This is a genomic window from Streptomyces sp. NPDC004031 (genome assembly GCF_053604375.1).
The window spans coordinates 14515-33728 of record NZ_JBSGHL010000056.1; the positions used below are offsets into that span (position 1 = coordinate 14515).

At 70.6% G+C, this 19214-nt stretch carries 15 protein-coding genes; 10 read left to right on the plus strand and 5 right to left on the minus strand.

Annotated elements, in window-relative coordinates; all coding sequences use genetic code 11:
- Window positions 1-93 precede the first annotated feature (93 nt).
- The 3 genes from ACWERV_RS28775 to ACWERV_RS28785 all read left to right on the plus strand — a co-directional run bounded on the left by ACWERV_RS28775 (window position 94) and on the right by ACWERV_RS28785 (window position 3254).
- Entirely contained in the window at window positions 94-735 is a 642-nt protein-coding gene (locus ACWERV_RS28775) for a PadR family transcriptional regulator (protein ID WP_398175158.1), read from the plus strand.
- Between the two features lie 23 nt (window positions 736-758).
- The gene (locus tag ACWERV_RS28780) at window positions 759-1841 is read left to right on the plus strand and encodes an inositol-3-phosphate synthase (protein ID WP_398175156.1); all 1083 of its coding nucleotides are present in this window, start codon (window positions 759-761) and stop codon (window positions 1839-1841) included.
- A gap of 105 nt (window positions 1842-1946) precedes the next feature.
- Window positions 1947-3254 (plus strand): MFS transporter, encoded by a 1308-nt coding sequence (locus ACWERV_RS28785; protein ID WP_452938475.1) that lies wholly within the window; start codon window positions 1947-1949, stop codon window positions 3252-3254.
- 91 nt (window positions 3255-3345) lie between these two features.
- Here the strand turns inward: ACWERV_RS28785 and ACWERV_RS28790 are convergent, their stop codons facing one another.
- Window positions 3346-4812, minus strand: a complete 1467-nt coding sequence (locus tag ACWERV_RS28790; protein WP_452938477.1) for a CCA tRNA nucleotidyltransferase — start codon at window positions 4810-4812, stop codon at window positions 3346-3348.
- Between the two features lie 249 nt (window positions 4813-5061).
- Between ACWERV_RS28790 and ACWERV_RS28795 the strand changes: the two genes are divergently transcribed.
- From ACWERV_RS28795 to trxA, 7 genes are all read left to right on the plus strand, one after another.
- Window positions 5062-7335, plus strand: coding sequence for a DUF6049 family protein (locus ACWERV_RS28795; RefSeq protein WP_452938479.1), 2274 nt, complete (start codon window positions 5062-5064; stop codon window positions 7333-7335).
- 67 nt (window positions 7336-7402) lie between these two features.
- Window positions 7403-9871, plus strand: coding sequence for a murein biosynthesis integral membrane protein MurJ (gene murJ / locus ACWERV_RS28800; RefSeq protein ID WP_452938482.1), 2469 nt, complete (start codon window positions 7403-7405; stop codon window positions 9869-9871).
- A gap of 532 nt (window positions 9872-10403) precedes the next feature.
- Window positions 10404-12032 (plus strand): protein kinase family protein, encoded by a 1629-nt coding sequence (locus ACWERV_RS28805; RefSeq protein WP_452938528.1) that lies wholly within the window; start codon window positions 10404-10406, stop codon window positions 12030-12032.
- Window positions 12033-12058: 26 nt separating this feature from the next.
- Complete coding sequence (gene sigM / locus ACWERV_RS28810) at window positions 12059-12739, plus strand: RNA polymerase sigma factor SigM (RefSeq protein ID WP_452938485.1); 681 nt, start codon at window positions 12059-12061, stop codon at window positions 12737-12739.
- Window positions 12736-13641 (plus strand): anti-sigma factor family protein, encoded by a 906-nt coding sequence (locus tag ACWERV_RS28815; RefSeq protein ID WP_452938488.1) that lies wholly within the window; start codon window positions 12736-12738, stop codon window positions 13639-13641. Before sigM ends, ACWERV_RS28815 begins: the two co-directional genes overlap by 4 nt.
- Before the next feature lie 142 nt (window positions 13642-13783).
- Window positions 13784-14734, plus strand: a complete 951-nt coding sequence (trxB, locus tag ACWERV_RS28820) for a thioredoxin-disulfide reductase (RefSeq protein ID WP_398175142.1) — start codon at window positions 13784-13786, stop codon at window positions 14732-14734.
- A gap of 40 nt (window positions 14735-14774) precedes the next feature.
- Window positions 14775-15104, plus strand: coding sequence for a thioredoxin (trxA, locus tag ACWERV_RS28825; RefSeq protein ID WP_031512704.1), 330 nt, complete (start codon window positions 14775-14777; stop codon window positions 15102-15104).
- A 109-nt stretch (window positions 15105-15213) separates the two neighbouring features.
- On the opposite strand, the gene ACWERV_RS28830 is transcribed toward trxA, so the two are convergent.
- The 4 genes from ACWERV_RS28830 to rsmG all read right to left on the minus strand — a co-directional run bounded on the left by ACWERV_RS28830 (window position 15214) and on the right by rsmG (window position 19184).
- Complete coding sequence (locus tag ACWERV_RS28830; protein ID WP_398175138.1) at window positions 15214-15831, minus strand: GNAT family N-acetyltransferase; 618 nt, start codon at window positions 15829-15831, stop codon at window positions 15214-15216.
- Window positions 15832-15908: 77 nt separating this feature from the next.
- Window positions 15909-17000 (minus strand): ParB/RepB/Spo0J family partition protein, encoded by a 1092-nt coding sequence (locus tag ACWERV_RS28835; RefSeq protein ID WP_398175136.1) that lies wholly within the window; start codon window positions 16998-17000, stop codon window positions 15909-15911.
- Complete coding sequence (locus ACWERV_RS28840) at window positions 16997-18115, minus strand: ParA family protein (RefSeq protein ID WP_398176042.1); 1119 nt, start codon at window positions 18113-18115, stop codon at window positions 16997-16999. The genes ACWERV_RS28835 and ACWERV_RS28840 overlap by 4 nt, the downstream gene beginning before the upstream one ends.
- Window positions 18116-18440: 325 nt before the next feature.
- Window positions 18441-19184 carry a 16S rRNA (guanine(527)-N(7))-methyltransferase RsmG gene (gene rsmG, locus ACWERV_RS28845; protein WP_398175134.1) on the minus strand — a complete coding sequence of 248 codons (744 nt, stop codon included), beginning with the start codon at window positions 19182-19184 and terminating at the stop codon, window positions 18441-18443.
- Between the last annotated feature and the right edge of the window lie 30 nt (window positions 19185-19214).

Genomic DNA, 19214 nt, shown 5'->3' on the forward strand with positions numbered 1-19214 from the left:
GCATGATGTCTCGCGCCGCTCTATCGTCACGATGTATCGACTCGATACATCGGATCGACAGAAGCGCGAAACGAGAGGACGAGGGACGGGCCATTGAGCAAGCGCTCCGGAATCCTCGAATTCGCGGTTCTCGGTCTGCTGCGCGAGTCCCCGATGCACGGGTACGAGCTGCGCAAGCGGCTCAACACCTCGCTCGGGGTCTTCCGGGCCTTCAGTTACGGGAGCCTGTATCCCTGTCTGAAGACGCTGGTCGCGCTGGGGTGGCTGGTGGAGGAGCCGGCGGTGGACAGCGATCCGCACGCCGCGCCTCTGGCCGGGCGCCGTGCGAAGATCGTCTACCGGCTGACGGCGGCGGGCAAGGAGCACTTCGAGGAGCTCCTGGCCCACTCCGGTCCCGACGCCTGGGAGGACGAGCACTTCGCAGCCCGCTTCGCCTTCTTCGGCCAGACGTCCAAGGACGTCAGGATGCGGGTGCTCGAAGGGCGGCGCAGCCGCCTGGAGGAGCGCCTGGAGAAGATGCGCGTCTCGCTGGCCCGCACCCGCGAGCGGCTCGACGACTACACGCTCGAGCTGCAGCGGCACGGCATGGAGTCGGTGGAGCGCGAGGTCCGCTGGCTCAACGAGCTGATCGAGACCGAGCGGGCCGGGCGCACGATGCGCTCGCCCGATCAGCGGGACGACAACGACAACAACCAAGAGAACGGCGGCCGACCCGAAGCCCGGGGAACCGCGTGACGATTACACAGGGAGCAACGGGTATGGGTGCGGTTCGCGTAGCCATCGTCGGTGTGGGCAACTGCGCCACGTCGCTGGTGCAGGGCGTCGAGTACTACAAGGACGCTGACCCGGACGGCAAGGTGCCTGGTCTCATGCACGTGCAGTTCGGCGACTACCACGTGCGCGACGTCGAGTTCGTCGCCGCCTTCGACGTCGACGCGAAGAAGGTCGGCCTCGACCTCGCGGACGCCATCGGCGCCAGCGAGAACAACACCATCAAGATCTGCGACGTGCCGCAGACCGGCGTGACGGTCCAGCGCGGCCACACGCTCGACGGCCTCGGCAAGTACTACCGGGAGACCATCGAGGAGTCCGCCGAGGAGCCCGTGGACGTCGTCCAGGTGCTCAAGGACCGCCAGGTCGACGTGCTGGTCTGCTACCTGCCCGTCGGTTCCGAGGCCGCGGCGAAGTTCTACGCCCAGTGCGCCATCGACGCCAAGGTCGCCTTCGTCAACGCCCTCCCGGTCTTCATCGCCGGCACCAAGGAGTGGGCGGACAAGTTCACCGAGGCCGGTGTGCCGATCGTCGGCGACGACATCAAGTCGCAGGTGGGCGCGACCATCACGCACCGCGTGATGGCCAAGCTCTTCGAGGACCGCGGTGTGGTCCTCGAGCGCACCATGCAGCTGAACGTCGGCGGCAACATGGACTTCAAGAACATGCTCGAGCGCGAGCGCCTGGAGTCCAAGAAGATCTCCAAGACGCAGGCCGTCACCTCGCAGATCCCCGACCGCGACCTCGGCGCCAAGAACGTGCACATCGGCCCGTCCGACTACGTGCAGTGGCTCGACGACCGCAAGTGGGCGTACGTCCGCCTCGAGGGCCGCGCCTTTGGTGACGTCCCGCTGAACCTGGAGTACAAGCTGGAGGTCTGGGACTCCCCGAACTCCGCCGGTGTCATCATCGACGCCCTGCGTGCCGCGAAGATCGCCAAGGACCGCGGCATCGGCGGCCCGATCCTGTCGGCGTCCTCGTACTTCATGAAGTCCCCGCCGGTGCAGTACTTCGACGACGAGGCCCGCGAGAACGTGGAGAAGTTCATCCGCGGCGACGTCGAGCGCTGACACACCGCTCGCACGGGTCCGTAGCGTTCGCGCTGCGTACGGCTCTCACACGTAAGGCCCTGGGTCGCGTACCCGGGGCCTTACGCGTCGTGTGAGGCTGTGCGCATGGGCCTTCTGCGTGACCTGCGCGTTCTGCTGCGGCTGCCGGACTTCCGCCGGCTGCTCGGGGTACGCCTGCTGTCCCAGCTGTCCGACGGCGTCTTCCAGGTCGCGCTGGCCGCCTACGTGGTCTTCTCGCCGGAGAAGCAGGCGACCCCGGGGGCGGTCGCCTCCGCGATGGCGGTCCTGCTGCTGCCCTACTCGCTGCTCGGCCCTTTCACCGGCGTCCTGCTCGACCGCTGGCGGCGCCGCCAGGTGCTGCTCTACTGCAACCTGCTGCGGGCGGTGCTGTCCTGCGGCACCGCGGGGCTCATCCTGCTGCGCGTCCCGGACTGGCTGTTCTACCTGTCCGCCCTGTCGGTGACGGCGGTCAACCGCTTCGTCCTGGCGGGGCTCTCCGCGGCCCTGCCCCGGGTGGTGGACCGGGACGCCCTGGTGACCGCCAACGCGCTCTCCCCGACCGCGGGCACCCTCGCGGCCACCGTCGGCGGCGGCGCCGCGTTCGTGGTCCACCTCTTCGCCGCCGAGGGCGACGCGGCCAACGCCGCGACCGTGCTGCTCGGGGCACTGCTCTACCTGTGCGCCGGTCTGGCCGCGCTCACCCTGGGACGCGATCTGCTCGGCCCCGACCCCGAGCGGGTGCGCCCGCGTGTGCGGTCCGCCCTCGCCGGGACCGCGCAGGGGCTGCGCGAAGGAATGGCGCATCTGCGTCGCAGGCCGCCGGCCGCGCGGGCGATGGCAGCCATGACGGCCATGCGCTTCTGCTTCGGCGCGCTCACCGTGACCCTGCTGATGCTCTGCCGCTACTCCTGGTCCGACGCCTCCGACGCCGATGCGGGGCTCGGACTGCTGGGGCTCGCCGTGGGGCTGTCGGCCGCCGGGTTCTTCGCCGCGGCGCTCATCACGCCCTGGGCCACCGGGCGGTTCAGCACCTCCGGGTGGATCGTCGGGTGCTGCGCCGCCTCGGCGGTGCTGCTGCCGCCGCTCGCGCTGTCCTTCACACTCGCGCCCATGATGCTCGCCGCGGTCGTGTTCGGGCTCACCACACAGGGCGCCAAGATCGCCACCGACACGGTCGTGCAGGCGCAGGTGGACGACGCGTACCGGGGCCGGGTCTTCTCGGTCTACGACGTGGTCTTCAACGTCGCCTTCGCGGGCGCCGCCGCGGTCGCGGCCCTGGTGCTGCCCGCCGACGGACGCTCGCCGGTGCTGATCGTGGCCCTCGCGCTCATCTACGCCGCCACCGCGCTCGGGATGGCGCGGGTCCGCGATGTTTCACGTGGAACACCGCGCGCAAGCACCTCGGCGAACTGACCCCGGCGGACCGACACGGGCGGCCATGTTCCACGTGAAACATGGCCGCTCTCAGCCTCAGCCACCGCCACCGCCACCGAGGAACCCGGCCTCATCCGGCGGACTGCGCCGCCCACCACTCGTGCAGGGCCGCGGTCGCGGCCTCCTCACCCAGCGGGCCGTTCTCCAGCCGCAGTTCCAGCAGATGCTGGTACGCCTTGCCCACCACCGGCCCCGGCGGGACACCCAGGATCGACATGATCTGGTTGCCGTCCAGATCGGGCCGGATCGCGTCCAGCTCCTCCTGTTCCTGGAGCTCGGCGATCCGGGCCTCCAGGCTGTCGTACGTCCGCGACAGCGCCGCCGCCTTGCGCTTGTTGCGGGTCGTGCAGTCGGAGCGGGTGAGCTTGTGCAGCCGCTCCAGCAGCGGCCCCGCGTCCCGTACGTAGCGGCGCACCGCGGAGTCCGTCCACTCGCCGCCGCCGTAGCCGTGGAAGCGCAGATGCAGCTCGACCAGCCGGGAGACGTCCTTGACCAGCTCGTTGGAGTACTTCAGCTGGAGCATGCGCGCCTTGGTCAGCTTGGCGCCCACCACCTCGTGGTGGTGGAAGGACACCCGGCCGTCCGACTCGAAACGCCGGGTCTTGGGCTTGCCGATGTCGTGCAGCAGCGCGGCGAGCCGCAGCACCAGGTCAGGCCCGTCCTGCTCCAGGTCGATCGCCTGCTCCAGCACCGTCAGCGTGTGCTCGTAGACGTCCTTGTGCCGGAAGTGCTCGTCACGCTCCAGCCGCAGGGCCGACAGCTCGGGCAGCACCCGGTCGGCGAGCCCTGTGTCCACCAGCAGCCGCAGCCCCTTGCGCGGGTGGTCGGAGAGGATCAGCTTGTTCAGCTCGTCCCGGATCCGCTCGGCCGAGACGATCTCGATCCGGTCGGCCATCTCCGTCATGGCGACGACCACCTCGGGCGCCACCTCGAAGTCCAGCTGGGCGGCGAAGCGGGCGGCCCGCAGCATCCGCAGCGGATCGTCGGAGAAGGACGCCTCGGGCGCACCCGGGGTACGCAGCACCCGGGCGGCGAGGTCGTTGAGGCCGCCGTAGGGGTCGATGAAGTCGCTGCCGGGCAGCGCCACCGCCATGGCGTTCACCGTGAAGTCCCGGCGGACCAGGTCCTCCTCGATGGTGTCGCCGTAGGAGACCGCGGGCTTGCGGGACGTGCGGTCGTACGCCTCGCTGCGGTAGGTGGTGACCTCGATCTGGAAGCCGCGTGTGGTGCCGTCCAGCCCCTGCGCCTTCTTCATGCCGCCGACGGTGCCGAAGGCGATGCCGACCTCCCACACGGCGTCCGCCCACGGCCGCAGGATCTTCAGGACCTGCTCGGGGCGCGCGTCGGTGGTGAAGTCCAGGTCGTTGCCGAGCCGGCCCAGCAGGGTGTCCCGGACCGAGCCGCCGACCAGGGCGAGGGCGAAGCCGGCGGCGCGGAAGCGGCGCCCCAGCTCCTCGGCGACGGGCTCGACCTGGCGGGAGGCCTGGGCGGCACCGGCGGACGACGGGGTCTGAGCGGCATTGTTGGCATTCGGCACAACGTAAAAGGGTACGGGTCCGCGGGCGCCCCGCGCGCACAGGTTTCCCGGCCCGTCCGGGCTCCGGTACCAAGCCCGTATCAAGCTGCCGTCCACGGCACTGCGGCACAGCGCCGATCGTTACCATGCCAGCACGCACATCGGATGGACCAGCACGGCAGACGATCAGATTCACAGACGAGGACGGGCGAACGCGTGGGCGAGGCGGCACAGTCACCCGGAAAGTCCCCGTCCCGGGTCCGGCGCCGGATGGCACAGGTCCTGGCTCTGGCGACCGGCGGGGCCCTGCTGACCGGGCTGCTGCAGGCCACCACCGCGCCCGCCGCCCAGGCGGCCGCTCCGTCCGGCTCGCGTGCGGTCACGGTCTCGCTGGACGCCCTCACCCCGCGCATCCCGGCCAAGGGCGGCACGGTCACCGTCTCCGGCCGGCTCACCAACAACGGCAAGTCCGCGGTCACCGGTGCCCATGTGGGCTTCCGGGTGCGCTCCGACGGCCCGCTGGACACCCGCAGCGCTCTCAAGGACTCGGCTTCCCGTACGGGCTACAGCTACGCGCAGGACGGCGACGAGGTCGAGAACCACACCGCCACCGTCGCCGACCTCCCGCCGGGTGGGAAGACCTCCTTCACCCTCACCGTCCCGGTCAGCGCCCTCGACTTCAGCGACGCGGGTGTCTACCAGCTGGGCGTGGCGCTGGAGGGCAGCACCTCGTCCGACCCGTCGGAGCACGTCGTCGGCATCAAGCGCACCTTCCTGCCCTGGTATGGCGCGGACGACGCCACCGGCACCAAGCACACCAAGATCAGCTATCTGTGGCCGCTCATCGACACCTCGCACATCGCGCCGCGCGGCGACACCGACTCCCAGCGCAGCCCGATCTTCCTCGACGACGACCTCGCCACCGAGCTGGCACCGGGCGGGCGGCTGCGGACGATGGTCGATCTGGCCCGCAACCTGCAGGTGACCTGGGTCGTCGATCCCGATCTGCTGGCCACCGTGGAGTTCATGACCAAGGGCTACCGGGTGGTGGGCCCCGGCGGCGACGTCACCAAGACCACCGCGGGGAAGGGCACCGACCTCGCCAAGCAGTGGCTGAACGACCTCAGACTCGCGGTCGCCGGCGACCAGGTGATCGCCCTCCCCTTCGGTGACACCGACCTGGCCTCCGTGGCCCACCAGGGACAGAAGGTTCCCGGCACCACGGGCTATCTGAAGACCGGCACGACGCTCGGGCTGACCACCGTCGAGACGATCCTCGGCAGCACCCCGACCGCCGACGTGGCATGGCCGGTGGACGGCGCGATCGACCCGTCCATCGTCTCGGTGGCCCGGACCGGCGGCGCCAAGCGGATCATCGCGCGCAGCGACACCTTCCACGAGAGCGACGACCTGGACCACACGCCGAACGCGGCCCGGTCCATCGGCAAGGGCACCACGGCCGTGGTCAGCGACGCGACGCTGTCGACCGCCTTCAGCGGCGCGATGTCCGACGCCGAGGACACCAACCTCGCGGTGCAGAGCTACATCGCACAGACGCTGATGATCACCATGGAGGCGCCGGAGAGGCAGCGCTCGGTGGTGGTCGCACCGCAGCGGATGCCCACCGTCGCCCAGGCCCGCGCCATGGCGGAGGCGATCCACGAGACCTCGACGGCCGCATGGGCCACACCGGTCTACTTCGACGAGGCGGCCTCCGCCCACGCCGACCCGCGCGCCAACCACTCGGTGCCGTCGGCGAAGTCCTACCCGGCGGCGCTGCGCAAGCAGGAGTCGACCGTCCAGGACTTCGCCCAGATCCACGAGACGCAGAAGCACCTCAACACCTTCGTGGTGATCCTCACCCGCCAGGACCGCGTCACCGTCCCGTTCGGCAACGCGGTGCTCCGCTCGATGTCCACCAACTGGCGCGGCAACGTGTCGGGCGCCATGGCCTACCGCAACGCGATCGGCCTGTACCTCACGGACCTCATCGACTCGGTCCACATCGTCGACAAGACAACGCTGACCCTGTCCGGACGCAGCGGCACCATCCCGATCACGGTGAAGAACGAGCTCGGCCAGCCGGTGAACGTGGTGCTGAAGCTCACGTCGGGCGCCAACATCCGGCTGGAGATCAAGGACTCCGACCAGCCGATCGCCATCGACGGCGGCCACACCCGTACCCTGAAGTTCCAGACCAAGGCCAGCGCGAACGGGACGGTGAACGTCGTCGCCGCCCTGTACACCGTGGACAATCAGATGTACGGCAGCTCGACGTCCTTTGATGTCCACATCAACAAGGTCACCGACCTTGTGATGCTCGTCATCGGCGCCGGATTGCTGCTCCTGGTCCTGGCCGGGGTACGGATCTACCGTCAGCGCAAGAAACTCGCCGCCTCGGGCGGTGGGGACGACGGCGGGGACGGCGGGGACGGCGACGAGGACACGGACGGAACGGACCCGGAGCAGCCGGGTGACCCTGCCGCTGACACCGGGCCGGAAACCCGGGAGCCATCACCAGCAGGTGAGAAAGTGGACGGGTAGCCGGAGACAATAAGGTGGGGCACTGATGAACGCGCCGTACGACGGTGACCGCGACTCTGCGGGCCAGATGCCCCAATCTCCCGACCAGGGTCCGGCGGCACCCGACCCGTATCTGCAGAACACGTATGCCTACGATCCGTACCAGCAGCAGGATCCGGCACAGTGGCAGCAGCAGTCCGGCCACCCGGAGCAGAACCCGTACCCCGACGCGGCGCAGTACCCGCAGTACCCGGCGGCGGACGCGCCGGTCCAGGGGCATGAGCAGCAGGGCCAGGAGTACGACGCCTTCGCGCACCTCTTCCGCGACCAGCAGCCGCAGTATCCGCAGCAGGACGGCGGGTACCAGCAGGGCTACCCCCAGCAGCAACAGCAGGGCGGCTACGACCCGGGCACCGGCTACCAGCAGAGCGGGTACGAGCAGAACTACCCGCAGCAGGACTACCACCAGCAGCAGGGCTACCCGCAGGACGGCGGCTACCAGGGCGGGCAGGGCGGTCACCAGCAGGGCGGCGGCTACCAGGGGTACCCGCCGCAGCAGTACGGCTACCCGGCCGGCTATCCGCACATGCCGTCGGCGAACGAGACGACCGGCTTCTCCCTGCCGGTCTTCCAGGACACCGGCTACGCCCAGGAGATGTACCAGAGCCAGGCGTACGGCGACGCGCGCTACGCCGACCAGCAGTACGTCGACCCGCGCTACGCCGACCCCCGCTACGGCTATCCGTACCAGCAGCCCTACCAGGAGCCGTACCAGCAGCCCTACGAGGACCAGGGGCAGCAGCCGTACCCGCCGCAGGACTACCAGCCCGGTCACTCCCCGCAGGGTCCCCAGCAGGGCGCTCCTGCCGCCCCGGGCACCCCCCGGCGGGCGCCCGCGCCCACGGCCCCCGCGGCGGCGGCCAAGGGCGGCGGCATCCTCAAGTCCAGCGCCCTGATGGCCGCGGGCACCCTGGTGTCCCGCCTCACCGGCTTCGTACGCACCCTGGTGATCGCCGCCGCGATCGGCGTGGCGACCCTCGGCGACTCCTACGCCGTCGCGAACACCCTGCCGACGATGATCTACATCCTCACCATCGGCGGCGGCCTGAACTCGGTGTTCGTCCCGCAGCTGGTGCGGGCGATGAAGGACGACGACGACGGCGGCTCGGCGTACGCCAACCGGCTGCTGACCGTGGTCATGGTGATCCTCGGCGGCATCGTCGCGGTCACCGTGATCGCGGCGCCGCTGCTCATCCGGCTGATGTCCGCCAAGATCGCCGACAACCCGGACACGTACGACGTGGCGATCACCTTCGCCCGCTACTGCCTGCCCACGATCTTCTTCATGGGTGTCCACGTGGTCATGGGCCAGGTGCTCAACGCGCGTGGCCGCTTCGGCGCGATGATGTGGACCCCGGTGCTGAACAACGTCGTGGTGATCTTCACCTTCGGCATGTTCATCTGGGTCTACGGCTCCTACAGCACCACGCGGATGGACGCCACCACCATCACCCCCGAGGGCGCCCGGCTGCTGGGCATCGGCACCCTGCTCGGCCTGGTGGTGCAGTCCCTCGCGATGCTGCCCTACCTGCGGGACGCCGGGTTCAAGTTCCGCCCGCGGTTCGACTGGCGCGGGCACGGGCTCGGCAAGGCCGCCAAGCTCGCGAAGTGGACGTTCTTCTTCGTGCTCGCCAACCAGGCCGGCCTGATCGTGGTCACCCAGCTCGCCACCTGGGCGGGCGCCAACGCCGACAAGAGCGGCTTCCAGGGCACGGGCATCACGGCCTACAACAACGCGCTGCTCATCTGGCAGATGCCGCAGGCGATCATCACGGTGTCGGTGATGGCCGCGGTGCTGCCGCGGATCTCCCGCGCCGTGGCCGACGGCGACATCGCCGCGGTTCGCGACGACATCTCCTACGGCCTGCGCACCTCGGCGGTCGCGATCGTGCCCGCCGCCTTCGCCTTCCTCGCGCTGGGCGTCCCGATGTGCACCCTGCTCTACGCGAGCACCAACGCGGGCTCCGCCCGCAACATCGGCTTCATCCTGATGGCCTTCGGCGGCGGCCTGATCCCCTACTCCGTGCAGTACGTCATCCTGCGCGGCTTCTACGCCTTCGAGGACACCCGCACCCCCTTCTACAACACCGTGATCGTGGCCGCCGTCAACGCGGCGGCCTCCGGCATCTGCTTCCTGGTGCTGCCCGCCCGCTGGGCCGTGGTCGGCATGGCGTTCTCCTACGGCCTCGCCTACGCGGTCGGCGTCGGGGTGGCCGTCAAGCGGCTGCGCGGCCGACTGGGCGGCGACCTCGACGGCCGCCGGGTGGTCCGCACGTACGCCCGGCTCATCGGGGCCTGCATCCCGGCGGCCGGGATCGCCGGGATCGCGGTGTGGATGCTCAGCGACAAGCTGGGCGGCGGGGTGACGGGGTCGCTGGCGTCGCTGGTGGTCGGTGGCGGCCTGCTCATGGGCATCTTCCTGCTGATCGCGAAGCAGATGCGGATCCAGGAGCTGAACGGCATGATCGGCATGGTCCGGGGGCGGCTCGGGCGCTGACCGCGCCAGCGGCCCGCCGACAGCACTCCGTGGGCAACCATCGCGAGCCGCCGCGTGTCGTGCATACAGCCGGACTGCGGGCACAATTGTCCTCGGCTCGATGTGAGATCGTGCACTGGATGGGGAGGCAGGAACGACGGTGGCGGATCGGAGCACGGCGGCCGTCGAGGTGGCCGAAGAGGGCAGCGCACCGTCTGACCCCGAGCAGGACGGCACACCCGACGGAACCCCGACGGACGGCCGGCACGGCAGCAGCGCCGACGGCGACACCACGTCCGAGGACACGGCAGAGGGCGACCCCACCACCGACGTGACCGCACAGCAGACGACACACGACCCCGACACGTCCACCGGCTCCGAGCCCGCGCCCGAAAGGGCCGACTCCGGGACGGCCCACTCCGAGGCGGCGGGCTCCGGGACGACCGACTCCTCAGCGAAGGGCGCCGGGCCGACCGGCTCCGAGGAGGCGGCCGAGGCCCGGACCGATACGGAAGCCGCCGCCGAGACCGGACCCGAAACCGATGAGCGGCCCGTGGAGGGCCCGGCAGCCAGCTCCGGCACCGACACACCGGAAACCCCCGCCGAGGCCCCGCAGACCGCCGCCGAGCCTGCTGTCGGCAAGCCCGAGCCGCGCCCCCGCCCCAAGCCGACCGCGCCGGAACTGCACAGCGGCCACCGGCTCGCCCGCCGCTACCAGCTCGCGGAGTGCGTGACCCGGGTCGACGGCTTCAGCAGCTGGCGCGCGGTGGACGAGAAGCTCCGCCGGGCCGTCGGCATCCACCTGCTGCCCGCCGAGCATCCGCGTGCCCGGCAGGTGCTGGCCGCGGCCCGGTCGGCGGCGCTGCTCGGCGACCCGCGCTTCGTCCAGGTCCTCGACGCGGTCGAGGAGGACGAGCTGGTCTACGTGATCCACGAGTGGCTGCCCGACGCCATCTCGCTGGCGGACCTGCTCGCCTCGGGCCCGATGGAGCCGCACGAGACCTACCAGATGGCCGCCCAGGTCTCCCAGGGCATGGCCGCCGCGCACCGCGAGGGCCTGGCCCATCTGCGGCTGGACCCGGGCGCGGTGCTGCGCACCAGCTCCGGGCAGTACCGCATCCGCGGGCTCGCCGTCGCCGCCGCCCTGCGCGGGCTGAGCGCCGACCGCCCGCAGCGGCAGGACACCGAGGCGATCGGCGCCCTGATCTACGCCTGCCTCACCCAGCGCTGGCCCTACGAGGACGACGCGCACGGCCTGTCGGGACTCCCCAAGGGCGTCGGTCTGGTCGCGCCCGACCAGCTGCGCGCCGGGGTCCACCGCGCTCTGTCCGACGTGGCGATGCGCGCCCTCGTCAACGACGGTGCGACCGCCTCCCGCGAGGAGCCGCCCTGCACCACCCCGGAGGAGCTGGCGAAGGCGGTCGCCGGGATCCCGCGGATCCGGCCGCCCGAGCACACCAAGCCCGTCTACCGGCAGCACGTCTACCAGCAGCCCCCGCAGCCGCCCGCCAACGCGTCCCTCTACACCGCCCCGGAGGCTGCGCCGGTCGCGCCGCCCGCGCTCCCGGGCCGCACCGGCAGCGCGCTCAAGTGGGCCGTGTCTGCGCTGCTGATTGTGGCCATCGGGCTCGGCAGCTGGCAGCTGGCGGACGCCCTGAAGTCGCGGGAGAACTCCACTCCCACTCCGACACCGACGCCCACGGCGCAGCCGCACTCCGCGCCCCCGCCGGTGGCTCCGCTGACGATCGTCGGGGCGAAGTCGTTCGACCCCCAGGGCGACGGCTCCGAGTCGCCCAAGCTCGTCGGCAACGCCTATGACAAGGACGCCTCGACCTTCTGGCAGACGCTGGCCTACACCCGCGCGGACCTCGGCGGCCTCAAGGACGGCGTCGGCCTCGTGCTGGACCTGGGCGCCGACCACCCTGTCACGTCGGTCACCGTCGACCTGGCCGGGGACGGCACCGACCTGGAGCTGCTGGCCGCACCCCCGGGCACGAAGACGCAGCCGCAGCAGGCGACCGGCTTCACCAAGGTCGCCTCCGGCTCCGGCACCTCCCGGGTGACTCTCAAGCCCGCCTCCCCGGTGACCACCCGCTACCTGGTCGTCTGGCTGACCAAGCTCCCGCTCGCCCCGAACGGTCAGTTCCGTGGCAAGATCTCGGAGATCAGCGTCATCGGCTGATCGACCGCGGACGGGGGGATCCGGCCTTGGAGGAGCGAATACCGCTCGGCGAAGCCGTCGACGCCGACCTGCTCGCGCGCCATGTGGCCGGTGAGCCGGACGCCTTCGGCGAGCTGGTCCGCCGGCACCGGGACCGGCTGTGGGCGGTCGCCCTGCGCACCCTGGGCGACCGCGAGGAGGCGGCGGACGCCGTGCAGGACGCGCTGGTGTCGGCCTTTCGCTCCGCTCACACCTTCCGTGGTCAGGCGGCGGTCACGACATGGCTGCACCGCATCACGGTGAACGCCTGTCTGGATCGGGTCCGGCGGGCGGCGTCCCGGCGGACCGCCACGATGGCCGACGAGGACAGCTTCGAGGCACATCTCGAACCGCACGAATCCGCGGAGGCCCCCGCCGAACGCGAGGAGCTGCACCGCGAACTGCTGGAGGCGCTGGCCACGCTGCCCGCCGAACAGCGCGCCGCGCTCGTCCTGGTCGACATGCAGGGCTATCCGGTGGCCGAGGCCGCCGCCGTGCTGGCCGTGCCCGAGGGCACGGTGAAGAGCAGATGCGCGCGGGGCCGCGCCCGGCTGCTGCCGCTGCTGACCCATCTCCGGGCGGGCGGAGCGGGTCGTACGGGCAGTGGCCCCGGCAGACAGAGGAACCGGTCGGCGGAACCATCCGTCCCACCGGCAGGAACGGAACAGGGCGGAGGTGACCCCCGATGACATTGCACACGGACCAGAACGCGCATCCCGACGTCGTCGAGATCGCCGACCTCGCCGAGGGCATCCTGCCGGTCGAGCGGGCCACCGAGGTCCGCGCGCACCTCGACTCCTGCGCCGACTGTGCGGACGTGCTGGCGTCGCTGCAGGAGATCAGCGGACTTCTCGCAGAGCTGCCGGTCCCCGAGGCACCCGAGCCGATGCCGGCGGACGTGGCCGCACGTATCGACGCGGCACTCGCTGCCGAGCCGCTGCCGACGAGCGAGCACGCGGATGTTCCACGTGAAACACCGCGGCCCGAGCCCGGCGGAATCCGATCCGATGTTCCACGTGGAACATCAGGGCCTGCCGGCCGCCCGTCGGCATCCACCCGCCCGTCGGCGCCCATCGGTCCCGGGCGGGCCAGGCAGCGCGGACGCCGCCTGCTGCTGACCGCCGCCGGAGCGGCCGCGGTCCTCATGCTGGGCGGGCTCACGTACGAGCTGGCATCGCACAGCGGCTCCGGGGGTATGCAGAAGGACAGCGTCTCCTCGGCCAAGGGCTCGTCCGGGGACGACGCCGCGCCGGACACGGTGGCGATCGATGTGGCGCGGCTCCTCAGCAGTCCAGGAAGCTCCTCGATGGGCGGCCCGGCGAAATCCCCGATGCTGGGCGAGAACGGGGACACCGTCGTCGCCGCGCCCAACGGCACCGTGACGTCCGTCCCCTCCTGCGTGCTCAAGGCCACCCAGCGCACCGACAAGCCGCTGGCCGCCGAGCGGAAGCTCTACGAGGGCGTCGAGTCGTTCGTCGTCATCCTCCCCGGCACGGACAGCAGCACGGTGGAGGCGTACGTGCTGACGGCGTCGTGCACTGCCGAGACTCCCGCCCAGGTGCTCTTCGAGAGCAGCTACCCGCGGGGCTGACACCCTCCTGGGCGCTTGCGCCGGTGCGCCTGGAGCGCTGCACTGCCGCGGGAATGCCCGCCCCGTAGGATCCGTTAGGCACGACGAGAGTCCAGCCAGAACCGGACCCCCACCGCAGTCCGCAGAGACGAGGAAGACACCCGTGAGCGACGTCCGTAACGTGATCATCATCGGCTCGGGGCCCGCGGGCTACACCGCGGCGCTGTACACGGCACGCGCCTCCCTCAGCCCGCTGGTCTTCGAGGGCTCGGTCACCGCGGGCGGTGCGCTGATGAACACCACCGAGGTGGAGAACTTCCCCGGCTTCCGTGACGGCATCATCGGCCCCGACCTCATGGACAACATGAGGGCCCAGGCCGAGCGCTTCGGCGCCGAGCTGGTCCCGGACGACGTGGTCGCCGTCGACCTGTCGGGTGACATCAAGACGGTCACCGACTCGGCGGGCACCGTCCACCGGGCGAAGGCCGTGATCGTCGCCACCGGGTCGCAGCACCGCAAGCTCAACCTGCCCAACGAGGATCAGCTCTCCGGCCGTGGCGTCTCCTGGTGTGCCACCTGTGACGGCTTCTTCTTCCGCGAGCACGACATCGCGGTCATCGGCGGCGGCGACACCGCGATGGAGGAGGCCACCTTCCTCTCCCGGTTCGCCAAGTCCGTCAAGATCGTGCACCGGCGGGACACCCTGCGGGCGTCCAAGGCGATGCAGGAGCGGGCCTTCGCCGACCCGAAGATCTCCTTCGTGTGGGACAGCGAGGTCGCCGAGATCCACGGCGACGGCAAGCTCTCCAGCCTGACGCTGCGCAACACCAAGACCGGCGAGACCTCCGAGCTGCCGGTCACCGGGCTCTTCATCGCGATCGGCCACGACCCGCGGACGGAACTCTTCAAGGGCGTCCTCGACCTGGATGCCGAGGGCTACCTCAAGGTCCAGTCGCCCACCACCCGCACCAGCATCCCGGGGGTCTTCGCCGCCGGGGACGTCGTGGACCACTCCTACCGCCAGGCGATCACCGCAGCCGGCACCGGATGTTCCGCCGCCCTGGACGCCGAGCGCTACCTGGCGGCCCTCAGCGACGCCGAACAGCCCGCCTGAACCCTTCACCCCGCATCCCATCGAACCTGAGGAGACTGCCGTGGCCGGCAAGCCCATCCACGTGACTGACGACACCTTCGCCGACGAGGTCCTGAACAGCGACAAGCCTGTTCTGGTCGACTTCTGGGCCGAGTGGTGCGGCCCGTGCCGCCAGATCGCTCCGTCGCTGGAGTCCATCGCCGCGGAGCACCCGGACGAGATCACCATCGTCAAGCTCAACATCGACGAGAACCCCGTCACCGCGGCCAAGTACGGCGTGATGTCGATCCCGACGCTCAACGTCTACAAGGGCGGCGAGGTCGTGAAGACGATCGTCGGCGCCAAGCCCAAGGCCGCGCTGCTGCGTGACCTGTCGGACTTCATCGGCTGAGTCCGCGACTGTTCCACGTGGAACATGAAGGGCCGGCTCCCCTCCTGGGGAGCCGGCCCTTTTCGCTGTGCCGCGGCGCCTGGTGGCCCGTACGGGCCACAGCGGATACTCAGAGCGGCCGGAGTGCGGGCTCCTTCTGTACGGCGCCCAGCAGCCGGTCGATGGCCATCTCGACGTCTTCCTTCCAGGAGATCGTCGAGCGCAGTTCCAACCGCAGCCGCGGATAGCGCGGATGGTGCCGGACCGTCTTGAAGCCGACGGCGAGCAGATGGTCCGCGGGCAGCACGCATGAGGGCGACGACCATGTCGCGTCGCCGAAGGCCTCGATCGCTTTGAAGCCCCGACGCACCAGATCCTTGGCGACGGTCTGTACGAGCACCCGCCCGATGCCCTGGCCCTGGTAGCCGGGCAGCACCCGGGCGGTCATCAGCTGCACGGCATCCGGCGACACCGGGCTGGTGGGGAAGGCGGTGGACCGCGGGACGTAGGCGGCGGGGGCGTAGAGCACAAAGCCCGCCGGCATCTCGTCGACATAGACGACCCGGCCGCAGGATCCCCACTCCAGCAGGACGGCGGAGATCCAGGCCTCCTTCTCCAGTTCGGGCTTACCGGCCTGGACGGCGGCCTCGCCGCTCACGGGGTCGAGTTCCCAGAAGACACAGCGTCTGCAGGGTCTGGGGAGATCGGGAAGGTTGTCCAGCGTGAGCGGTACCAGCCGACGCCCCATGTGCCACAGACCCCATTTCTGTCGCTACCAACGGCGGTGGGGTGGCACCCCGACGGCAGTGCCGGGGTGCCACGGTGTCACTCGTCGTCGTCCTCGGCTCCGTCGTCGAGCGGGCTCTCCAGGACCTTGCCCTCGCCCGGCGCCATGGTGCCGAGGATGCGCTCCAGGTCCTCCATCGACGCGAACTCCACAACGATCTTTCCGCGCTTCTGCCCCAGGTCGACCTTCACCCGGGTGTCGAAGCGGTCGGACAGCCGGGTCGCGAGATGTGTGAGCGCGGGGGACACCCGACGGCCTGCCCGCGGCGCCGCGGTCTTCTTCGCCGTCCGCGGCTCGCTGTTCATCAGCTTCACGATCTCTTCGACCGTGCGGACCGACAGCTCCTCCGCCACGATCCGGAGAGCCAGCCGGTCCTGCTCCTCGGAGTCATCGAGCGCCAGCAGCGCGCGGGCGTGCCCGAAGGAGATCACGCCCGCGGCCACCCGGCGCTGCACCGGAGCCGGCAGCTTCAGAAGCCGCAGCGTGTTGGAGACCTGCGAGCGCGACCGGCCGATCCGGTCGGCGAGCTGCTCATGCGTGCAGGCGAAGTCCCGCAGCAACTGGTCGTAGGCGGCCGCCTCTTCCAGCGGGTTGAGCTGAGCCCGGTGCAGGTTCTCCAGCAGGGCGTCGAGAAGCAGCTTCTCGTCGTCCGTGGCCCGGACGATCGCCGGGATCCGCTCCAGCCCCGCCTCACGGCAGGCACGCCAGCGGCGCTCGCCCATGATGAGCTCGAAGCGATCCGCGCCGATCTGCCGCACCACCACGGGCTGGAGGAGGCCGACCTCCTTGATCGAGGTGATCAGCTCGTTGAGCGCGTCCTCGTCGAACACCTCCCGCGGCTGGCGCGGGTTGGGGGTGATCGCGTCGAGCTCCAGCTCGGCGAAGTAGGCACCGCTCACCGGAACCCGGGCGGCGGAGAGATCAGGCTCTGTTTCACGTGAAACAGGGATGTCCACCGCGGGCGGCGCGTCGGCCGACCGGCGGTCCACAAGTCCGGCCACTTTGGCGGCCGCGACCCCACGGTCCGGCACCATCACCGGAGCGGCTCCCGCCGCCGGACTGGTTGGCTGCGGCGCTGCCGGGATCAGCGCGCCGAGACCGCGCCCAAGTCCTCTGCGTCGATCACTCACTGGATGCCCTCCGACATGCTGTGCGGGTGCTGCTCATGATGCTGGTCGTCCTGCGGCTGGTACTCCACGGTGAGACCGCCCGGCAGACCGCGCAGCGCCATCTCCCGCGCAGCCTCCAGATAGGACAGGGCGCCGCTGGAGCCCGGGTCGTAGGTGAGGACGGTCTGGCCGTAGCTGGGCGCCTCGGAGATGCGTACCGATCGCGGGATGCTGGTGCGCAGCACTTCCTTCCCGAAGTGGGTGCGCACCTCCTCGGCGACCTGGGACGCCAGGCGGGTCCTGCCGTCGTACATCGTCAGCAGGATCGTGGAGACATGCAGCTTCGGGTTCAGATGGGCCCGGACGAGGTCCACGTTCTTCAGCAGCTGTCCGAGGCCCTCCAGCGCGTAATACTCGCACTGGATCGGGATGACCACCTCGGCGCCGGCCACCAGGGCGTTGACGGTGAGGAGGCCGAGCGAGGGCGGGCAGTCGATCAGGACGTAGTCCAGCGGCTGCTCGTAGGCCTCGATGGCTCGCTGGAGCCGGCTCTCCCGCGCGACCAGCGAGACGAGTTCGATCTCGGCACCGGCCAGGTCGATCGTGGCGGGCGCACAGAAGAGCCCCTCCACATCGGCCACCGGCACCACCACATCGGACAGCGGTTTGCTCTCCACCAGCACGTCGTAGATCGACGGCACTTCGGCGTGATGGTCGATGCCGAGCGCGGTGGATGCGTTGCCCTGCGGGTCGAGGTCGATGACCAGGACACGGGCGCCGTGCAGCGCCAGCGAGGCCGCCAGGTTCACCGTGGTCGTGGTCTTTCCGACCCCGCCCTTCTGGTTGGCGACCACCATGACGCGGGTCTGCGCCGGTCGCGGCAGCCCCTCGCCCGTGCGGTTCATCGCCTCGACGGCCATCTGGGCAGCGCGGCCGATCGGGGTGTCATCCATAGGAGGCAATGTTTCACGTGAAACATCGCTCCCGAAGCCGGGGGGCGTGGAAAGTGATCCCCCGGCTGATTCAGCAGTGCGGGGGCCGGGGACCGGGTCGGCCATCGGCCCCGCGATGTTGGCGTCGGACCGCAATGACTCACTCTCCTCGACGTCAGGCTCGCGATAGGAAGAGCCTGCCATGCCTGAGGGGTGCTGAACCAGCGAGCCCCGGCCGCCTGTGGACAAATCCCGGTTATCCACAGCCGAATTGGTCTTGGTCGGTTTGTTGGCGCGCGCCTCGGCCGCGGCTCGACCGCGGCTGAGGACTCCTGGAAGCAGTGAGCGACGTTTCACGTGAAACACGATGCGCCGCACCGCGCCAGTATTGCGGCAGACACTCCGAATTGTGCCGCTTTGGCCGTTTCAGTCGGCGCATTCGGCCCGCGTCGGCTGTCCTGCTCAGCATCGGGCGGACAGGCGGACAGGCGGGGAGCGGATGGTCCGCGCCGCGGAGCCCCGCCCGGCTTCAGCGGCGGCGGCGTCCTGCGCTGCCTCCGGTACGCGGCGCCCGACTGGCCCGCGCGGCCTTGGCCCGGCGCGTGGCCGCCCGTACGCCACCCGGGCTCTCGCCCACCAGAACACGCACCACGGTGGACTGCGGGTCCACGACGCCCTCGCCCACCTGGACCACCGAGGCACCCACCGCACCGAGCTTGCCGAGCGCCGCCCGCGCCGCCTTCAGCTCCTCCTCGGCGGTGTCGCCCTTGAGCACCGCCATCTCCCCGTGCGGCCTCAGCAGCGGCAGCCCCCACCCGGCGAGCCGCTCCAGCGGGGCCACCGCCCGCGCGGTCACCACGTCCACCGGCGGCAGCTTGCCGACCATCTCCTCGGCCCGGCCGCGGACCACCGTGACGTTCTCCAGCCCGAGCAGCCGTGCCGCCTCCTCCAGGAAGGTGGTGCGGCGCAGCAGCGGCTCCAGCAGCGTGATGTCCAGGTCGGGGCGGGCCAGCGCCAGCGGAATGCCGGGGAGGCCGGCACCGGAGCCGACGTCGCACACCGACACGCCCTGCTCGATCACCTCGGAGAGCACCGCGCAGTTCAGCAGGTGCCGCTCCCAGAGCCGCGGCACCTCACGCGGACCGATGAGGCCACGGTGCACCCCGGCGTCCGCCAGCAGCTCGGCATAGCGCACGGCGTCGGCGAACCGGTCGCCGAACACTGCCCCGGCCTGCTCCGGCGGCGCGGGAAGCTCCGCTGCTGCCTCCGTCACGGGACTTTCCTTTCGTCGGTTCTCGTGGTC

What these genes read in the sequence shown, in the direction of transcription:
- ACWERV_RS28780 (WP_398175156.1), top strand. Translation starts at nt 759, where the DNA reads ATGGGTGCGGTTCGCGTAGCCATCGTCGGTGTGGGCAACTGCGCCACG.
- ACWERV_RS28785 (WP_452938475.1), top strand. Translation starts at nt 1,947, where the DNA reads ATGGGCCTTCTGCGTGACCTGCGCGTTCTGCTGCGGCTGCCGGACTTC.
- ACWERV_RS28795 (WP_452938479.1), top strand. Translation starts at nt 5,062, where the DNA reads ATGGCACAGGTCCTGGCTCTGGCGACCGGCGGGGCCCTGCTGACCGGG.
- murJ (WP_452938482.1), top strand. Translation starts at nt 7,403, where the DNA reads ATGCCCCAATCTCCCGACCAGGGTCCGGCGGCACCCGACCCGTATCTG.
- ACWERV_RS28815 (WP_452938488.1), top strand. Translation starts at nt 12,736, where the DNA reads ATGACATTGCACACGGACCAGAACGCGCATCCCGACGTCGTCGAGATC.
- ACWERV_RS28830 (WP_398175138.1), bottom strand. Translation starts at nt 15,831, where the DNA reads ATGGGGCGTCGGCTGGTACCGCTCACGCTGGACAACCTTCCCGATCTC.
- ACWERV_RS28840 (WP_398176042.1), bottom strand. Translation starts at nt 18,115, where the DNA reads ATGGCAGGCTCTTCCTATCGCGAGCCTGACGTCGAGGAGAGTGAGTCA.